Genomic DNA, 17,668 nt, shown 5'->3' with positions numbered 1-17,668 from the left:
TGTACGGTACAGCAGGGTCTCGCGCGCCGCTCCGCCGGACAGGCCCGCGTCGGCGAGCACCTGGCGGGCTCGGGCCGCTCCGGGAGTGCCGTTCGCACCGCTGCCGCACAACAGGTCGGCTGCCAGGCCGCGGAGGCCGTCGTTCGCGCCGCCGGGGTCGGGGTGGCCGGAAGGTGCCGCTGAGGCCGCCGGTGTCGCCGTGACCCGGCCGAACGAGAACACCGCGTGCAGCACCAGTTGACCCAGCGCGAGCGCGGCGGCGATGCCGGGCAGGGTGCGTTCACGTCCGGCGAGCGGGAGTACGACCGCCAGGACCAGGGCGAAGCCGATCCCCAGCGTCCACCACGGCACGGGCGCGCTCGTGACCAGCACATGGCCGGCCATGGCCAGCGCGGCACAGGCCGCGGCGAAGACCGCGGCCCGCAGCAGTCGAAGGTCGGCACCGGCAGACATGGCGGCGCCATCATCTCACCGCGCTTTCCACGCACATCGGGCACCCCGAGGCTTCGCGCCCTCGACGCGAGCCGCGCCGGGATCCGGCACGGGACCCGCCGGAGCCGCGCCATACATGCTCGGTGTACCGCCCCGCGTCCGCCGAACGGGGAGTCCGGCCCCGCCGATGCGTACTCTCCGCCCACCTCGGCAATACGTAGCGATATGGCCGGGCGGTCCATGATGTCCGCTCCCCGAGCCGCAGCCTGGAGGATGAGCATGAGCATCTGGTGGTCTCTCCATCTGCGTCGCGAGGCGGCCAGCGTGCCCCTCGCCCGCCGACTACTGCTCGGCACGATGGAGACCGCGGGGGTGGATCCGGACGTCGCGTACGAGGTGGCGGTCGCGCTCTCCGAGGCCTGCTCCAACGCCGTCGAGCACGGAGCGAACGACAGCAGCGACGTATATCTCGTGAGCGCCCGTATCGACGGCGACATGTGCCACGTCGAGGTGACGGACCCGGGTCCGGGCTTCTCCGCCGCCGCCCTCGGGCACAGCGTGCGGTGCGGCCCGTCCCCCGGTGTGGATCTCGGTCCGGATCCCGACCGGGATTCGCACGGGGTACAGCTCGACATGCCCTACGCCCCGACCGCCACCCCGGAACCGACCGCCACCCCGGAACCGGCTGCGCCGGAAGCGATGGTCGCGGCCGTTCCGGCACCCGGCACGGGAGCCGTTCCGCTGGGCCCGGGCGGTGTCGAGCCGGTCCCGCTCGCGGAGAGCGGCCGGGGGCTCCGTCTGATCGAGACGCTCGCCGACCACGTCCACGTCCACAACCGGCCCGGTCACGGCGGCGCGGTGGTCAGCTTCGACAAGATCCTCAAGTGGCGGGACGACGCCCTGCTCAGGGCCGGCTAGGAGAGCCCGGACGTGTGCTGCCCGGGAGCCGCCGCGGCTCCCGGGCAGCACACGTCCCGCGTGTCAGCCCTTCAGCCGCGCCATCCAGGACTCCACGTCCGAGCTGGCACGGGGCAGCCCGCCGGAGAGGTTCCGGTTGCCGTCCTCGGTCACCAGGATGTCGTCCTCGATGCGTACGCCGATGCCGCGGTACTCCTCCGGCACCGTGAGGTCGTCGCTCTGGAAGTACAGCCCCGGCTCGACGGTCAGGCACATGCCGGGCTCCAGGGTGCCGTCGGCGTACGTCTCGCGCCGGGCCACCGCGCAGTCGTGCACGTCCATCCCGAGCATGTGCCCGGTGCCGTGCAGCGTCCAACGACGTTGCAGGCCCAGCTCCAGCACCCGCTCGACCGGGCCCTCCAACAGGTCCCACTCGACCAGCCTGGTGGCCAGCACCCGCTGGGCGGCGTGGTGGAAGTCGAGGTACTTGGCGCCCGGCTGGACGGCGGCGATGCCGGCTTCCTGCGCCTCGTACACCGCGTCGTAGATCCTGCGCTGTAGCTCGTCGAAGCGGCCGTTGATCGGCAGCGTCCGGGTGACGTCGGCGGTGTAGAGCGTGTGGGTCTCCACCCCCGCGTCCAGCAGCAGCAGTTCACCGGGGCGGACGGCGCCGTCGTTGCGCACCCAGTGCAGCGAGGTGGCGTGAGGGCCGGCGGCGCAGATCGAGCCGTACCCGACGTCGTTGCCCTCCACCCGGGCGCGCAGGAAGAAGGTGCCCTCGATGTAGCGCTCCGAGGTCGCCTCGGCCCGTTCGAGATTGCGTACGACGTCCTCGAAGCCGCGCACCGTGGAGTCACAGGCCCGCTCCAGCTCACCGATCTCGAAAGCGTCCTTGACCAGCCGCATCTCGGAGAGGTGTTGACGCAGTTCCTCGTCCCGCTCGGCGGTGACCTTGTCGGTGAGGGCCCGCTCGATCGTCGGGTCGTATCCGCGTACGACGCGCACCGGGCCGGTGGCGGCTCGCAGCTTCTCCGCGACCGTACGGACGTCCTCGCAGGGCAGGCCGTACAGCTGCGTGCTCTCGGCCAGACTGTGCCGCCGGCCGACCCACAGCTCGCCCTGGCCGTCCAGCCAGAACTCGCCGTTCTCCCGGTCGGAACGGGGGAGGAGGTAGAGGGTGGCGTCGTGGCCGGCGCCGTCCTCGGCGGGCTCCATGACGAGGACGCCGTCCTCGGTTTGGTCGCCGGTGAGGTAGGCGTACTCCACGGAGGAGCGGAAGGGATACTCCGTGTCGTTGGATCGGGTCTTGAGATTGCCGGCCGGGATGACGAGCCGTTCGCCGGGGAAGCGCGCGGACAGGGCGGTGCGACGGGTGGCGGCCTCGGCGATCTGCGGGATCGGTTCCAGGTTGGTCAGCTCGGTGTCGGCCCAGCCCGTCTTCATGTTCTCCGCGAGTTCCTCGGAGACCTCCGGATACAGGCCGTTCTTCCGGGGCTTGATCGCTTCCTCTTCAGCGGCGTCTGCCACGTCGTCACTCCTCCTGGTGCTGATGCCCGGCTGCCTGTCCATGATATGGCCGCGCCGCGGGCCGTACAGGAGTCAAAGTCTGTGACGTTTCTGTCAGGGGGCACGGGCCCGATCGGTCCGTACGCGCGAACCCGTACGAGTGGGTTCGTACGAGCCGGTCAGCGCCGGTCAGCCCATCCGCCCCGTCAGCTGAAGTGCGCGGCCAACAGGACGACGTCCTCGTCGGCGGCCCCGCCAGACTCGCCGATCTCGGCGGGCAGCAGGCAGCGCAACAGGTGGTCGACGAGAGCGTCCGGATTCGCCCGTGCCTCCGGTGGTGCGTTGACGGCGGCCGACCGCAGCCGCGTGAAAGCCTGGTCGGCGTTCCCGCCGATCCGGTGCAGCAGCCCGTCGCTGTACAGCAGCAGCGTTTCTCCAGCGCGCAGCGCGATCTCGAGGCTCGGCGCCTCCCAGCAGGCCAGCATGCCGAGCGGCGCGGACAGACTCGTCTCCGCGTACTCCGTGCGCGCGGCGCCGGTGATCAACGGCGGGCAGTGGCCGGCCCCGGCGATGACGACCCTGCGGGCGGCCGGCTCGGCGTAGCCGAACAGCGCGGTGGCCGTCCGTGCCGGCTCGGTCAGTCGGAGCAGCAGCTCCAGGTCGGAGAGCACCGCGACCGGGTCCTCCCCCTCCATCACCGCGTACGCGCGCAGCGCGGCACGCAGTCGCCCCATCGCGGCCATGGTGGCCGGCCCCGTCCCGGTGACCCGGCCCACGGCGAGGCCCAGCGCCTCCTCGGGGAGAGCCAGCGCGTCGTACCAGTCGCCACCACCGGCCGGTCCGGTCCGGTGCCGCACCGCGAGGTGCACGCCGGGGACCCGGGGGAGCCTGCTGGGCAGCAACTCCTCGTGTACGACGGCCACGTCGGCGCGGGCCCGGGCGAGTTCGAGGTCCCGGGCGAGCTGTTCGGTCGCGCAGCGCAGATACAGGTCCAGGAGGTGCCGCTGGCGAGCGTTCGGCTCGGCGGGCCCGTCGTAGAGCCACACCGCGGCACCGATCCGGGTGCCGTCATGGGCGGTGAGCGGCACGGCGTAGCTGGCGCCGAGGCCGAGTCGGGCGGCGACCTCGCGGTGGAGCGGATGGAGTCGCTCGTCGGCGGCGATGTCGGGGTACGCGATGGCCTGCCGGCGGCTCGGCTCGGCGCCCTCCGGGCTCTCGGGCCTCTTGGGACGCTCCGGATTGTCCGGACGCTCCGAGCTGTCCGGGCGCTCTGGGCCGGCTCCGTCCTGCGGGTCCTCGCCTGAGTCGGCGCCGTGCGTCGCCGTCGCGCCTGGTTCGGGGCCCTCGGGCCCCAGGCCGTCCAGCAGGCGGGCGTACGAGGCGGAGGTGCGAGGAATCGTTTCGATCTGGCCGAGATCCGACCGTGCCAGACCCAGGCCGACGGTGCGTTCCGGGCTGCTTCCGTCGGCTGACGTCAACGCCATCAGGCCACGCCGCGCTCCCACCAGCGTGGCGCCGGCGCTGAGCAGTTCGTCCAGCGCGGCGTCCAGGCCACGGGTGCGCGCCAGCCGTTCGGTCAGGTCGTGCAGTGTGGTGAGGTCGGAGATCCAGCCCGCGAGCTGATCCTGGACCGCGGCCAATTGATCAACCGGCGCATTGTGTGGCGGTGGCGGGAGGGTGGGGTTGATTCCAGCCACATTCGGCATGCGAGGGGTGCTCATGAGCGACGGCTTCCGCCGGTATTGACTCTTCTCAATAGCATCGCAAACCCCCATGTCATGCTGCTCCGCTATCAATGCATCCAGATGTACACGCACTGGTGACACCATGTCCAGCAATGTCCCGATGGATTGATGGTGCCCATGGGAAGGGGTCGCCGTCAGGGTGACAAGCCGTCCCGGGGCAACTTGGCTGGAAACAGCCCCCTCCCACAGGTTTTGCGTTCGACTGACCCCGTACGAAAGCCCAGCACGGCATCACCCAGCGGTGCGTACCGTGCGACGGGAGAGGGGCTTCACCTCGGCCGGCACGGGTACGGAACTCCGACGGGCCTTCGCACGTCTTACCCCGTGACGGCCGCGCCCCACCCCGAAGACTGGCGGGAGCACCAGAAGCAGCGCAGCGCGCGCTGCCCGGCCAGGTACCACGCTCGCTGAGCGGCATGTTGCAAGTGCCTTGTACGCGCAATCACGCAGTACACAGTGTGACTCGTGAACCACGTGGTGTGATGGGCTGCACGATCTCCGAACGAGAAGATCACCGGCGTTAACGGAAAGGAACGAGCGCTCATGCGCGAGATCCTCGGAAGGCGACGCATGACCCGGCCAGCGCCGCGAAACGCGGCACTCAGCTACGCGACCCAGTGGCAGTGGCCCCTCCTCCCGGGCACCACGTACGCGTGCCGGACCGAGGGGCCGGACCCGCGTACGCCCGTCTGTTCCTGCGCTGATCCGGCCTGCTCGGTGCCGGGCGCGCATCCCGCCGACCCCGTGCTGCTGGCCGCGACCTCCGACGCCCGGATGGTCGACTGGTGGTGGACCCGCAGACCGGACGCCGCACTGATCATGGCCACCGGCGCGCCCGGGCCGGGCGGCCGGGCACCCTGCGCGCTGAGTCTGCCCGCCGTGGCCGGTGCCCGTGCGTTGCGGGAGTTCGAGCGGCTCCGGGTGCGGGTCGGTCCCGTGCTGGCCAGTCGCAGCCGCTGGGCGCTGCTCGTCGCTCCGTACGACCTCGCGGAGCTGGGCGAACTCCTCAGCACGTACGACGCCGTGCCGAGCTCGCTCCGATTCCACGGCGACGGGGGTTACGTCGCTCTGCCGCCCAGCGACACCGGGCTCGGCGCCGTCCGTTGGGAGCGCCGGCCGGTCGTCGAGCGGGGGCGCCGCGCGCCCTGGCTGCCCCGGATGAGCGAGCTGGTCGAGGTGCTGGTGGAGCAGAGCTCCGTGGTCCCGGACTCGGGTGGCTCGCTGGCGTACTGACCCGGCCTGGCGTACGGGCGCGCGGCTCGTGCGCCCGTACGGCCGCGGGCGAGCGTGCGACGCGTGCCGACGTACGGCCGTGGCGGGGCGTGCCGTGTTGCCCGACCTTCACGAGAGGAAGCGCCTCGGCTTCTGCCTGTGTGGCAAAAGATTCCCCTCTCGCTATCCGCGTAGACCGCATCTCGTGAGCTTGGCACGGCGGTTGGAGTGCTGTTTCCCGGCTGAATTGGGCGAGTGAACAATTATTCGTCGCCGGCGGGTCGGAATCCCGTATGCGCGAAAGGTGGCGACCGAACCGCGCATGTCATTCGCGCTCTCCTCGGCGGGCTGAACTCGTTGATAGAAGCGGCCAGTTGGCGGTGGCGTCAGAGGAGGCGAAGGCGCTTGCCCGACTCCGGGGCAGCAAAAGGCCCGGTCGCTGGCGACGGGGGATGCACCAGCGACCGGGCACTTAGAACGGTAACAAGAGATTGGCCATCCGCAAATTCCATCGACCAGATTGAGTCGGCGAGTTACCTGCGGGTATGCCGTGCGCGGCACTCATTGTGACGGGCATCACGGCACGATTCTCTCGCGTCACCGGCACACTTCGCTCAACTGAGCGTCACCTGCCGGTTGGTGAGCCCGCTGCGGGCACGACGCTCCGCGGCGCTCAGCGGATCCGTGGTGCCCAACGCCTCGGTGAGGCGCTTGGCGAAGGACGCCGCCGGCGCCGCACAGTCCGCCGCGGTCATCGTGCTCGGCAGGTCCCAGACCGGCACCATCAGACCGTGCGCCCGGAACGAACCGACCAACCGGGTCTCCGCCCCGAGCCCGGAGTCCCCGGCGGCGTGCAGCCGGGCGAGCGCGTCCAGGAGGGTCTCCTCGGGGTGTGCCATCACCCAGCGCAGGTGGTTCCGTTCGGGGGTCTCACACCAGTACGCCCCCTCCTGCTCGGCGAGCCGCGCGGTCGGGATCGCCGCGGAGTTGGCGCGCTCCAGCGAGGCGGCGACCTCGCCCGTCGCGTTCTCCGCGTCGTCCAGCCAGAACTCGAATCCCTCGTGCACCTCCGGCACGAAGGCCGCGTGCGGGTCGAGCAGGTCCTGCAGTCGGGGACCGTCGGGCGCCGCCCGTCCCGCGTCCACCGGCTTGCCGGGCTCGGCGGCCAGCGCGCGGGTCAGTACGTCCGCCAGGTCCCGGCTGATGTCGCCGGAGGCCGTGTCGTTCTGTAGGCCGATGAGGACCTCGCCGTTGTCCCGGCGCAGGGCCGGCCAGGCCATCGGGAGGACGGTGGCCAGCCGTACGACCGGAACGCCCTCGGGCAGTCCGCCCTTCAGCGTCAACTCGGCGGTGCCGGCGGGCACCAGCTCCCGCAGGGCGACCCAGTCGCACTCGCCGGGCAGGCCCTCGAACGGGCGCTGCACCAGCTCGGTCGCCGCCTGTGCGGCGGCCCGGCCGTGGCACGCTTTGTAGCGGCGGCCGGAACCACAGGGGCAGGGCTCGCGTGCCCCGACGACGGGCATCTCCCCCGTGGTTCGCTGTGGCGTACTGGCCTTGGTCTGGGGGCGGCGCTTCTTGGCCATGGCGTGTCTCGTACTCCCGGTCCGGCGAACGATGTGTGCGCCGCAGCCTAGCGCCCCCGCGGCGGGTGACCCGGCGACCGGGCGAACCTCGACCGACGCGGCACGGGCCGGGGTCCCGTGCCCGAGGACACTCACACGGACCGCCCCCCACGCCCACTCCGTCCGCACGCGCTGCCGCTTCCCCTGCTCCCGTACTGCCCGCGCGTCAGCCCGCACCGGCGGTCAGGCCGGCTCGTCCAGCTCCGCCAGCAGGTCCACGCCGGCGAACGCGCCGCCGAACGCCACGGCCGTGCCCCCGACACCCGCTCCTTCCGGGTCACCGGGCTCGCCGCTGGTCTCCGGGGACGGAGCGAGCACGGCCCAGACGGTGACACCCGCCGCCCTCTCCGCCGCGTCGCTCGCTCCGGTCGTCCGCGCGCCACTGACCGCCCGGCACACCGCGCTCGTTCCCGACGCGCCCCCGCGTGCGACGCCCTCGCCCGCCGGTTCCGTGGACCGCCCGTCCCGCCCGTCCGAGGGCCACTCGTTCGAGTCCCCGTCGCGCACGCCCCAGTCATCCGCGAGTGTGGTGATGATCGTCAGTCCGCGTCCGCCGCGCGCGGTGATCGAGGGAGTGGCCGGCCGTGGCCGGGTGGGCCCTCCGCCGTCCGTGACCGAGAGGGTGAGTTCGCCGGTCGCCGCCCGGTGCCAGTCGGCTCGTACGAACGCCGCTGAGGTGCCCGAGGCGCCGTACAGGGGACGCGCGTGTCGGCCGGAGTTGCTCAGCAGCTCGGAGAGGACCAGCAGCGCGTCCTCGATGAGACTCGCGGGGACCGCGCACGCGAGCAACTCCGCGCGCAGCCTACGCCGAGCCGAACCGACACCGGCCGCGCCGTGCGGCACCGCCATGGTCGACGAAGCAGGCACTCGCCGTGCCATCACCAACGCCACCCCCGAGACCTCCCTTGTCGCGCCAACCCAATGGATGCCCAGGCACGGGGTGCAGGAAACCGGTCAGCCACACTGGCTTGACGTATTCGTGACAATCCACTAACGCACTGACCAGCCCGGGGAGTTGACGATCAGCCGTGTGCCAACTGGGCACGTACCCGCGACGGGTGGTTGGTGATGACCGCGTCCACCCCCAGGCGCGCGCACAGCTCGACGTCCTCCCGGTCGTTCACCGTCCACACGTGCACCTCGTGGCCCGCCTGGTGGGCTCGCGCGACGTACTCGGGATGAGTGCGCAGGATACGGACGTTAGGGCCGGAGACGGTGCCCCCCTGTGGCAGCCGACCGTCCCGCATCCGGGGCAGCAGGACCTGCGTCAGGTACACGGTCGGCAGCGAGGGGTCCGCTGCTCGCACCCGGTGCAGGGAGCGTGCCGAGAAACTCATGACCCGCACGGGTGTGCTGGGTCGATGCCGCGCCAACAGCCGCAGCAGCTGCTCCTCCACTTGGCCGGCCCAGCGGGTCGGGTGCTTGGTCTCGATGGCGAGCCCCACCGGACGGTCGGCTTCCGCGACGAGTCGAAGCAGCCGCTCCAGGGTCAGCACCGAGGTACGGTCGGTGTCCTCACGCTCCGGGGACTCGTAGGGGTCGGGGCCCCAACCGGTCGTACGGGCCTGCCTCCAGGAGCCGAAGTCCAGTTCGGCCAGCTCGGTCAGCTCGAGCGCGGAGACCGCGCCGCGGCCGTTGGAGGTGCGGTTCACACGTCGGTCGTGGACGCACACGAGATGTCCGTCCGCGGTCATGCGCACGTCGCACTCCAGCGCGTCGGCGCCGTCCTCGATGGCCTTGCGGTACGCGGTCAGGGTGTGTTCGGGGACTTCGCCGGAGGCACCACGATGAGCCACGACGGCGATCTGGTCGCGGGCCCGGGCGGGCAACGGACGCTGGCTCTGGTGCTGGTCGCGGTGCACGGGTTTATCGTGCCACCGGGGCCTTGGCGGGACTACGGGGTGTGGGTCGGGGGCGTCGGAATTGCCCTATGTAAGAGGGCACTGCCCGCGAGCGCGTGCCGATTTACGTCCCGCTGACGGACCATGGGAAATGCTGGTGTGGCAAGCCGAAGACCGCACGCCTGTTTCGCGATGTCGTGTACCTGAGGAGTGAACTGTGAGCACCGAGAACGAGGGCGCTGCCGCATCGCCCGCGGCGGGCCCCGAGCCTACGCACAGCGACGCGGCCCCCGACCGTGCGGACGACAGTTCCTCACCGGAGGGACGGGCCGCGGCGGCGTCCGGGGAGGAGGACTTCGAGTTGGCGGAGCCCGCGTCCGCGGCCGGTGCGTCGGCCAGCGCGGCGGACCGCGGTACGCACCCGGGCACGGTCACCTCGGAAGCGGGCTCCGCGGACGCGCACTCGGCCGTCACGGCGGCGTTCGGTGGGGCGGCCGACGCCGCGTCGGGCGAGCACCGTGGCGCCGAGGGCGACACGGCGAGCGGAGCGGCTGTCCCGAAGGCCGCCGGCGGGGACGCGCCCGGTGACGGGGCGGCCCCCCGGCCGAGCGAGCACACCGCTGAACTACGGCCCGTGGAGCCCGTACGGGACACCGGCTCGACGACCCAGGTCAGCCCGAGCACCGGTGGCGCCGAGGCCGGTTCCGGCGGTGGATCGCAGGCCACCGCGGCGCTGCCACGGGTCGAACCGGAGGCCCCGCCAACCATGCACCCCGTGCCACCCCCGCAGGGGCCGCCGCCCTCGCCGCCCGGCGCGTCCCAGACCGGCGGCGTCCCGGCGGCGCATCCCGGCCCGGGGCACCAGACCGGCGAGGGCCAGGGCGCCGTGTACGACGGTGGCACGGCGTACGGAAGCGCGCAGCCGCCGACGCACGGCCCGGCCGGGGCGTATCCGCCGCCACCGGGAGCCGGATATGGGCATGGACACGGACACGGTGCGGAAGGCGGCCCGCCGGGAGGAGGCGCCCCGGGTGGTCCGGAGTACCCGTGGAACGCGCCACCCGGTGCGAGCCCGAGTGGCGGTGGGGGCGGCAGGCGTCGGCCGGGGGCGCTGCTGGCCGCCGTTGTCGCGGCTGCGCTGCTGGCCGGAGGGGTCGGCGGCGGTATCGGATTCTGGGCCGCCGACCGGGACGGCTCCGGATCGACGACGGTCTCCGCGGGCGGTGGGTCGGAGGCCCTGAACCGCTCGCCGGACTCCGTGGCCGGGATCGCCAACAAGGCGCTGCCCAGCGTCGTGACGATCCAGGCCGGCGGTGCGGAGGGAGCCGGCACCGGCACCGGCTTCGTCTTCGACGAGGAGGGCCACATCCTCACCAACAACCACGTGGTCGCCGGCGCCGCCGACGGCGGCAAGCTGACCGCCACCTTCTCCGACGGGAAGTCGTACGAGGCTCAGATCGTGGGTCGGGCCGAGGGTTACGACGTGGCGGTCATAAAACTCCAGGGCACCGGTGACCGGGAGCTCAAGCCCCTGCCGCTGGGCGACTCGGAGAAGATGAAGGTGGGCGACTCGACCATCGCCATCGGCGCCCCCTTCGGGCTGTCCGGCACCGTCACCACCGGGATCGTCAGCGCGCAGGACCGGCCGGTGGCTTCCAGCGACGGCCAGGGCTCCGAAGCCTCGTACATGAACGCCCTGCAGACCGACGCCTCGGTCAACCCCGGCAACTCGGGCGGCCCGCTCCTCAACGCCAAGGGCGCGGTGATCGGCGTGAACTCCGCGATCCGCTCGGGCAGCGACGGTGGCATGGGGCAGGGTCAGGGCGGCAGCGTCGGGCTCGGCTTCGCGATCCCGATCAACCAGGCCAAGCGCGTGGCCACCCAGCTGATCGAAACCGGGGTCCCGGTCTACCCGGTGATCGGCGTACGGGTGAACACGGGCCAGAGTAGTGGCGACGGCGCCCAGATCGTGGAGACCTCCGCGGGCGGCGCCCCCGTCACCAAGGGTGGCCCAGCCGACCAGGCGGGGCTCGAACCGGGCGATGTGATCACCGAGTTCGCGGGCCGGCACATCGACAGTGGTCCGACGCTGATCGCCACGAGTTGGTCGCACGAGCCCGGCGAGAAGGTGAAGTTGACGTACGAGCGGGACGGCGAGGAGCAGACCACGGAGCTGACCCTGGGAGAGCGGAAGGGCGACGACTGAGGGCCAGGCCGATCGGGTGTTTGGGGGTACGGAGCCGCTCCGTACCCCCAAACACCGCTCCCAGCGCCGGAGCACGGGCCGGGCCGTGCGGCTGGGGAGACCGGCCGGGAGCAACGGGCCAGAACTGCCCCTCCGCCCGGCCCGGCGGGCTCAGCTGGTCACATGCCGCAGCTCGGGGCCTGCCAGGACTGGCCGTTGCGGTTGGAGACGTGGATGTGGTCGTTGTGGCCGGGGTAGCCCGGGCCCAGGATGCCGCTGAAGCCGCGGTCGCGGGCGGCCTTGGCCATGGTGCACAAGGAGTGGGACCCAGCGCCCAGGTCCACGCCGTCGCCGTACAGGTGCCGGCTGCTCGGCGCCCCACCGACGGCCTCGTTGCAGGAGTAGGACCGGAATCCGCTGGTCACCCGGATCGGCTTGTCACCGAGCGCGTGCCGCAGCGCCTCCAGCTTCCACATCGAACGCAGCGCGTTCGCCTTGGTCGCCGCAGCCGAGAGCGGGCCGCCCGACCAGTCGCTGTTGCACTGGTTCAGTTCCGCGTACGAGAAATGGGCGGGGGTGCAGTCGTTGTCCTGCAGCTCGTAGATCTTGCCGAAGGTGTTCGGGCCGGCGACTCCGTCCGAGGAGAGCCCGTAGGCATCCTGGAAGCGTGCGACCGCGGCCTTGGTGGCCGGACCGAACACTCCGTCAACGGCCAACACCGCGCCCCGGGCCGCGTATCCGCCCACCCGGATCTGCAACTCCTTGACATCGCCGCCTTCCATGCCCTCCTTGAGGGTGCGGTCCCAGGTGTAGCAGCCGTCGGCCGCTTGGGCCTTGGGGGTCACCTGGGATGCTTTGGTCGGCTCGGCCTTCTCCGAGGGAGAGGCACTCGCGGTCGTACCCGCGAAGGCAGTCGCTGCTGCTGTGAGCATGACAATTGGAAGAGTGAGTCTGACGCCGCGCTTCTTCACAGAACCTCCTTGTTGAGTGACCAAAGACTTGCGGGAGTCGGGCCGTTGGGTCAACGCCCGGGCACGAATTCCACCGGCCCAGACCAATGTTCTCCGGCCTGCGGAACATCCACCGTGGCTTTTGTTCGCTTTGACTCACCCGGCGAGATGAGTCGACCGGGTTCCTCGTCTAGGGTGTCCCTGTGCCGCGTCACCCGTGGCACGGGGAGGTGTGCCCGAGCGGCCGAAGGGAACGGTCTTGAAAACCGTCGTGGCAGCGATGTCACCGTGGGTTCAAATCCCACCGCCTCCGCAGGGTGAAGATGACGCAGGTGAGAGCGGAGCCCGGAGATCCGGGCTCCGCTCTCGCTCACTCTCCGTGTCGTCCTGTCCCGATCCGTTCCCCCGTTGGTAGGTGCGTGCGGCCAACCCGCGGCCAAGACCCCCGGTCCCTGACCGGAGAACGAGCCCGCCCCGGTGCGTCGCTGTCGGGCGCTCTCAGTGGCGCACCCTTACGGGACCCGGGCCGGCGGCCATTAAAGGGGACGCTTCGTCAGCCGCTCTCGGCACGCATGCGCTGGGCCATTCGACCCAGGAGCGTCATGGCGGCCAGACAGATCGCGGTGACCGTGCCACCGGCTGTCAGGGGCACCACGGCGGCCGACTCGACGCCGCTGAAGAGCACCATCGAGCCAAGCAGCATGAGGATCGAGTACAGCGACCGACCGATCCTCGCACCCGCTGGTACGCCCCGCAGCAGCTGGGGGATGGTCAACGTCGCGGCGGTGGCCATCGCGAGTGGCAGGAACGCCGCGGTCAGCAGCGCGCCGAAGCCGATGGAGTTTCCGTACGCGCCCCAGCCAGCACCCTTGACCAGCAGATAGCCGGCCGCGGCGAGTGAGAGCGCTGCCAGCAGGCCGTTGAGGTAGGCGGCCAGCCTGGCGGCCTTGCGCGCGCTCGGCAGATGCGCGACGGGAGAACGCCAGGCGTCGGGGGTGATCTGTCGAAGCTGCCGCCTGAGAGCCCGGAGCTTCACCGTGGCGACGGCGCCCACCACGAGCAGTGCGAGGCCGAGGGCGGACGCGACGAAGCCGGCCGGGTGCTCGGTCACGCCGTAGTGGGCGCCACCGAAGGTGAGGGGTAGTCCCAGCACGAAACCGACTCCGAAGCCCTTGCTGGTCCGCTGAATCCTCAACGCCAGGCTACGCTGATGCGGTGTGAGGTTCGGATCGAGCCTCATGTGACCGTCGCCGAGCCGCAGTTGACCATCCTCCGGCCCCTCCGGAGCCGGCTCCGGAGGGGCGGGTGGCCGTCCTCGGTGCGGGTCCGGCACCCGCGGATCCTGTGGATGACGTGGACTCATACATCCTCCCCCTCTTCGACCAACCCGTCAGTCTGACATCTGGTGATTGATCGAGGAGGGGGAATCGACGATCCGCAGTCGGTCGATCGCGGGCCATCCGCGTCCGTGCGCCTGCGGGACGGACAGCCGGCCCTGTGCACGCGGCTGCGGCGAACGGCTGAATCCCGTCAGCAATCCGGCACGCCTGTGCGGGGCATCGGATTTCCGGCCGTTCACTCTGGCTCATGCGGCTGACACACCCCCTGATGAGACGCGCCCTGGTCCTGCTCGCGGCGCTCGCCTCGCTCCTGGCCGGTACGACCGCCCCCGCGCTGGCCACCGACCGACCGCTCCCCCTTCCGCAGCCCGTCGAGCCAGGCCCGTACGCCGCCGATCCGGCAGGCCCGTACGCCGCCCCGCCAGCTCCGGGCTCCCGTGCCGCGGCGCCCGAGGGCCCGCGCGGTGACCCGCGGGAGGAGGGCGCCCGGGTCTTCCAGGGCAAGGCGTTCGACACGTGCGTCGCGCCCTCGTACGACACCATGCGGGCCTGGACCGACTCGCCCTACCGCGGTGTCGGTGTCTACATCGGCGGCCGTGGCCGGGCCTGTCCCGAGCAGCCGAACCTGGACCGGCGGTGGGTGTCCGACGTGAGTGAGCTGGGCTGGCGGCTGCTGCCGCTGTACGTCGGCTCGCAGGCGCCCTGTGTGCACGCCGAGCGGAAGCGCCCGTACGCGCTGGACTCGGACGATCCGCGACGGCGGGGCGTACGCGAGGGCCGGGACGCGGTGGCCCAGGCAAGGGAGTTGGGGCTGGCGGCGAACAGTCCCGTCTACCTCGACATGGAGGCGTACGACGAGGACGACGCCCAATGTGCCCGTACCACACTGGAGTTCATCCAGGGCTGGAGCAGCGAGGTGCGGCGCCTCGACCGCATCCCCGGTTTCTACAGCAGCGCGACCTCCGGGGTCGTCCACCTGGAGCGGGCACGCGAGGCCGGCGCGCCGGATCTGCCGGACGTCGTGTGGTTCGCCCGTTGGGAGGGCCCGGCGAGTCTGCACGACGAGCCCGCGCTCGCCCCGGGCGCCTGGCAGCCGCACCGCCGCATCCACCAGTACGAGGGGAACGTACGGCGGACGTACGGCGGCCGGACCCTGTTGGTCGACGAGAACATGGTGGACGCCCCGGTGGCGATCCTCCGCTGACCCGCGGCGGCGCCCCGCCGGGAGCCGGCCCGTACGCCCGCCGAGCGGCCGTGCGGCCCTTCGAGCGGGCCGAGCCGACACCCCTGGGACCTACCCTGAGACCAGTCCCAGGGGTGGCGTGAACGACCTCCACCCGCAGGAGGTGTAGGCAGCGCCCGGCGTACTCCCTCAGGGGGACGTGGCATCGGGACCTCCGGGCGATTCGTACGGTACGTGGGCACTTCTAGCGTTGAGCCATGACCACGCCTGGCACCGAACGGAGCGAACGGGGCTCCGCATCGACCGTGACCCAGTTCACGTTCACGTCCTACGTGCGGACGCGCGGACCGGTGCTGCTGCGTACCGCGCGCTCTCTCACCGCCAATCCGACCGACGCCGAGGATCTGCTGCAGACCGCGCTGACCAAGACGTATCTGTCCTGGGAGCGCATCGAGGACCACCGCGCGCTGGACGGTTACGTCCGCCGCGCGCTGCTGAACACCCGTACCTCGCAGTGGCGCAAGCGCCGGGTCGACGAGTTCGCGGTCGAGGACCTGCCGGAGCCGGAACCGCAGTCCGGCCCGGATCCCGCCGAGCAGCAGGCGGTACGGGACGCCATGTGGCGGGCGGTGCTCAAACTGCCGGCGCGGCAGCGGGCGATGGTCGTCCTGCGGTATTACGAGGATCTCAGCGAGGTGCAGACCGCCGAGGTGCTGGGGGTCTCCGTGGGCACCGTGAAGAGCGCGGTCTCCCGCGCGTTGGCCAAGCTTCGGGACGACCCGCAGCTGGTCGCCGACACCCGGGGCGAGTCGACCGGGATGCTGTGTGACAGGGCGCGGGTCGCGGCGTAGGCGACCGTACGCCGTGGTGACCGCCCCGTAGGGGACGCGCGCTCAGGACGGCACCTGCTCGAGGTAGTGACATACCAACTGGTACGGATGGAGAATCGCAGCACCCCATACCCGCCCGTAACTCGGGGAGGTCCCCGGTGCTCAGCACGATGCAGGACGTACCACTGACGGTCGCGCGCATCCTGCGCCACGGTTCGACGGTGCACGGGAAGTCACTGATCACGACCTGGAACGGCCCGGACGAGGCCCCGCGACGCCGCACCTTTGCCGAGTCCGGCGCCCGGGCCGCGCAGTTGGCGCACGCGTTGCGGTCGGAGCTGGGCGTACGGCCGGACGAGCCGGTCGGGACGCTCATGTGGAACAACGCCGAGCATGTCGAGGCGTATTACGCCCTCCCCGCCATGGGCTCCGTCCTGCACACGCTCAACCTGCGGCTGCCGCCGGAGCAGCTGGTGTGGATCGTGGGGCACGCACAGGACCGGGTGCTGCTGGTCAACGGTTCGCTGCTGCCGCTGCTGGCGCCCCTGCTGGCCCGGTTGGAGAGCGTCGAGCACGTGGTGGTGTCCGGGCCCGGTGACCTCTCAGCGCTGGACGGCTGCCGTCCGGCGGTGCACGAGTACGAGGCGCTGCTGAACGGCCGCCCGACCCACTACGACTGGCCGGAGCTGGACGAACGCCAGGCCGCCGCGATGTGCTACACCTCGGGCACGACCGGCGAGCCCAAGGGCGTGGTCTTCTCGCACCGCTCCATCTATCTGCACTCGATGCAGGTCAACACCGCGGAGTCGATGGGCCTCACGGACGCCGACACCACCCTGCCGGTAGTCCCGATGTTCCATGTGAACGCCTGGGGCCTGCCGCACGCCACCTTCATGTCCGGCGTCAACATGCTGATGCCGGACCGTTTCCTCCAGCCGGCCCCGCTCGCGGAGATGATCGAGCGGGAGCGCCCGACGCACGCCGCGGCCGTGCCGACCATCTGGCAGGGGCTGCTCGGCGAGCTGACCGAGCGTCCGCGCGACATCTCCAGCCTGGAGACGGTCACCATCGGCGGTTCCGCCTGCCCGCCCGCGCTGATGCGCGCGTTCGAGGAGCAGCACGGTGTCCGGGTCCGCCACGCCTGGGGCATGACCGAGACCTCTCCGCTGGGCACGCTCGCGCGCCCGCCCGGTGGCCTCAGCGAGGAGGAGCAGTGGCCGTACCGGGTCACGCAGGGCCGCTTCCCGGCATCCGTGGAGGCCCGGCTGGCCGGACCGGACGGCGGGTTCATGCCGTGGGACGGCGAGTCCGCGGGGGAGCTGGAGGTGCGTGGTCCGTGGATCGCGGCCGCGTACTACGGCGGTACGGGCGCCGAACCGGACCGTCCGGAGGACAAGTTCAGCCCGGATGGCTGGCTGCGTACGGGCGACGTCGGGGTGATCACGCCGGACGGGTACCTCACGCTGACCGACCGCGCCAAGGACGTGATCAAGTCCGGTGGTGAGTGGATCTCCTCGGTCGAGTTGGAGAACGGGCTGATGGGACACGAGGCGATCGCGGAGGCCGCGGTGGTCGCCGTCCCGGATGAGAAGTGGGGCGAGCGTCCGTTGGCGGTGGTGGTGCTGGCGGAGCACGCGGGCGACGTCACGTACGAGGAGCTGCGGGCCCATCTCGGCGAGCGCGTGGCGCGTTGGCAGTTGCCGGAGCGCTGGGCGCGGGCGGCTGAGGTGCCGAAGACCAGCGTGGGCAAGTTCGACAAGAAGGTCCTGCGGGGGCGGTACGCCGCCGGAGAGTTGGACGTGACCCGGCTGGACGGCGGCGCGTAGCGCGCCTCGCCCGTCCCGTCCGCCGTGGCCCGTGCCGTACGGGCGCGCCCAGCCGGCGTCGTACTGGCACTGGCCGGCCGGTGCCGCGCGGCGGCCCGG

The 17,668-nt window shown here is 71.6% G+C and carries 13 protein-coding genes, 1 tRNA gene and 1 pseudogene; 7 read left to right on the top strand and 8 right to left on the bottom strand.

Going from position 1 to position 17,668, the window contains the following annotated elements:
• A pseudogene (locus AN216_RS30390) lies at nucleotides 1-453 on the bottom strand (hypothetical protein); the annotation flags it as partial.
• A gap of 258 nt (nucleotides 454-711) precedes the next feature.
• On the opposite strand from AN216_RS30390, the gene AN216_RS21870 reads away from it, so the two are divergent.
• Nucleotides 712-1,350 carry an ATP-binding protein gene (locus AN216_RS21870; protein ID WP_070198430.1) on the top strand — a complete coding sequence of 213 codons (639 nt, stop codon included), beginning with the start codon at nucleotides 712-714 and terminating at the stop codon, nucleotides 1,348-1,350.
• 63 nt (nucleotides 1,351-1,413) lie between these two features.
• Here AN216_RS21870 and AN216_RS21865 read toward each other — a convergent pair whose 3' ends face one another.
• Together AN216_RS21865 and AN216_RS21860 are read right to left on the bottom strand one after the other, a co-directional pair.
• Nucleotides 1,414-2,898, bottom strand: a complete 1,485-nt coding sequence (locus tag AN216_RS21865) for an aminopeptidase P family protein (protein ID WP_070198429.1) — start codon at nucleotides 2,896-2,898, stop codon at nucleotides 1,414-1,416.
• A 143-nt stretch (nucleotides 2,899-3,041) separates the two neighbouring features.
• Nucleotides 3,042-4,541, bottom strand: coding sequence for a PP2C family protein-serine/threonine phosphatase (locus AN216_RS21860; protein ID WP_420855787.1), 1,500 nt, complete (start codon nucleotides 4,539-4,541; stop codon nucleotides 3,042-3,044).
• Nucleotides 4,542-5,123: 582 nt separating this feature from the next.
• Between AN216_RS21860 and AN216_RS21855 the strand changes: the two genes are divergently transcribed.
• Entirely contained in the window at nucleotides 5,124-5,813 is a 690-nt protein-coding gene (locus AN216_RS21855) for a bifunctional DNA primase/polymerase (protein ID WP_070198428.1), read from the top strand.
• Nucleotides 5,814-6,406: 593 nt separating this feature from the next.
• Here the strand turns inward: AN216_RS21855 and AN216_RS21850 are convergent.
• From AN216_RS21850 to AN216_RS21840, 3 genes are all read right to left on the bottom strand, one after another.
• Entirely contained in the window at nucleotides 6,407-7,375 is a 969-nt protein-coding gene (locus AN216_RS21850; protein ID WP_070198427.1) for a DUF5926 family protein, read from the bottom strand.
• Between the two features lie 222 nt (nucleotides 7,376-7,597).
• Nucleotides 7,598-8,281 (bottom strand): ATP-binding protein, encoded by a 684-nt coding sequence (locus AN216_RS21845; protein ID WP_338059277.1) that lies wholly within the window; start codon nucleotides 8,279-8,281, stop codon nucleotides 7,598-7,600.
• A 155-nt stretch (nucleotides 8,282-8,436) separates the two neighbouring features.
• Nucleotides 8,437-9,276, bottom strand: a complete 840-nt coding sequence (locus AN216_RS21840) for a glycerophosphodiester phosphodiesterase (RefSeq protein ID WP_420855786.1) — start codon at nucleotides 9,274-9,276, stop codon at nucleotides 8,437-8,439.
• 196 nt (nucleotides 9,277-9,472) lie between these two features.
• Between AN216_RS21840 and AN216_RS21835 the strand changes: the two genes are divergently transcribed.
• Complete coding sequence (locus tag AN216_RS21835; protein WP_070198425.1) at nucleotides 9,473-11,461, top strand: S1C family serine protease; 1,989 nt, start codon at nucleotides 9,473-9,475, stop codon at nucleotides 11,459-11,461.
• A gap of 158 nt (nucleotides 11,462-11,619) precedes the next feature.
• Here the strand turns inward: AN216_RS21835 and AN216_RS21830 are convergent, their stop codons facing one another.
• On the bottom strand, nucleotides 11,620-12,411 hold the full coding sequence (locus AN216_RS21830) for a D-Ala-D-Ala carboxypeptidase family metallohydrolase (protein WP_420855785.1): 792 nt from the start codon (nucleotides 12,409-12,411) through the stop codon (nucleotides 11,620-11,622).
• A gap of 205 nt (nucleotides 12,412-12,616) precedes the next feature.
• Between AN216_RS21830 and AN216_RS21825 the strand changes: the two genes are divergently transcribed.
• Nucleotides 12,617-12,703: transfer RNA gene (locus tag AN216_RS21825), tRNA-Ser, on the top strand.
• 240 nt (nucleotides 12,704-12,943) lie between these two features.
• On the opposite strand, the gene AN216_RS21820 is transcribed toward AN216_RS21825, so the two are convergent.
• Nucleotides 12,944-13,753, bottom strand: a complete 810-nt coding sequence (locus AN216_RS21820) for a hypothetical protein (protein ID WP_139140975.1) — start codon at nucleotides 13,751-13,753, stop codon at nucleotides 12,944-12,946.
• Between the two features lie 245 nt (nucleotides 13,754-13,998).
• On the opposite strand from AN216_RS21820, the gene AN216_RS21815 reads away from it, so the two are divergent.
• The 3 genes from AN216_RS21815 to AN216_RS21805 all read left to right on the top strand — a co-directional run bounded on the left by AN216_RS21815 (nucleotide 13,999) and on the right by AN216_RS21805 (nucleotide 17,569).
• Nucleotides 13,999-14,934, top strand: coding sequence for a DUF1906 domain-containing protein (locus AN216_RS21815; RefSeq protein ID WP_079166860.1), 936 nt, complete (start codon nucleotides 13,999-14,001; stop codon nucleotides 14,932-14,934).
• Between the two features lie 236 nt (nucleotides 14,935-15,170).
• Nucleotides 15,171-15,764 carry a SigE family RNA polymerase sigma factor gene (locus tag AN216_RS21810; protein ID WP_070198421.1) on the top strand — a complete coding sequence of 198 codons (594 nt, stop codon included), beginning with the start codon at nucleotides 15,171-15,173 and terminating at the stop codon, nucleotides 15,762-15,764.
• Nucleotides 15,765-15,901: 137 nt separating this feature from the next.
• Complete coding sequence (locus tag AN216_RS21805) at nucleotides 15,902-17,569, top strand: long-chain fatty acid--CoA ligase (protein WP_070198420.1); 1,668 nt, start codon at nucleotides 15,902-15,904, stop codon at nucleotides 17,567-17,569.
• Nucleotides 17,570-17,668: the final 99 nt, after the last annotated feature.

It is taken from the genome of Streptomyces oceani (assembly GCF_001751245.1).
Taxonomy (GTDB): Bacteria; Actinomycetota; Actinomycetes; order Streptomycetales; family Streptomycetaceae; genus Streptomyces; species Streptomyces oceani.
Note: the sequence above shows the minus strand (reverse complement) of the source record. Positions and strands in the feature narration are given on the sequence as shown.

What these genes read in the sequence shown, in the direction of transcription:
- AN216_RS21855 (WP_070198428.1), top strand. Translation starts at nt 5,124, where the DNA reads ATGCGCGAGATCCTCGGAAGGCGACGCATGACCCGGCCAGCGCCGCGA.
- AN216_RS21850 (WP_070198427.1), bottom strand. Translation starts at nt 7,375, where the DNA reads ATGGCCAAGAAGCGCCGCCCCCAGACCAAGGCCAGTACGCCACAGCGA.
- AN216_RS21870 (WP_070198430.1), top strand. Translation starts at nt 712, where the DNA reads ATGAGCATCTGGTGGTCTCTCCATCTGCGTCGCGAGGCGGCCAGCGTG.
- AN216_RS21815 (WP_079166860.1), top strand. Translation starts at nt 13,999, where the DNA reads ATGAGACGCGCCCTGGTCCTGCTCGCGGCGCTCGCCTCGCTCCTGGCC.
- AN216_RS21865 (WP_070198429.1), bottom strand. Translation starts at nt 2,898, where the DNA reads ATGGACAGGCAGCCGGGCATCAGCACCAGGAGGAGTGACGACGTGGCA.
- AN216_RS21810 (WP_070198421.1), top strand. Translation starts at nt 15,171, where the DNA reads ATGACCACGCCTGGCACCGAACGGAGCGAACGGGGCTCCGCATCGACC.
- AN216_RS21820 (WP_139140975.1), bottom strand. Translation starts at nt 13,753, where the DNA reads ATGAGTCCACGTCATCCACAGGATCCGCGGGTGCCGGACCCGCACCGA.
- AN216_RS21860 (WP_420855787.1), bottom strand. Translation starts at nt 4,541, where the DNA reads ATGCCGAATGTGGCTGGAATCAACCCCACCCTCCCGCCACCGCCACAC.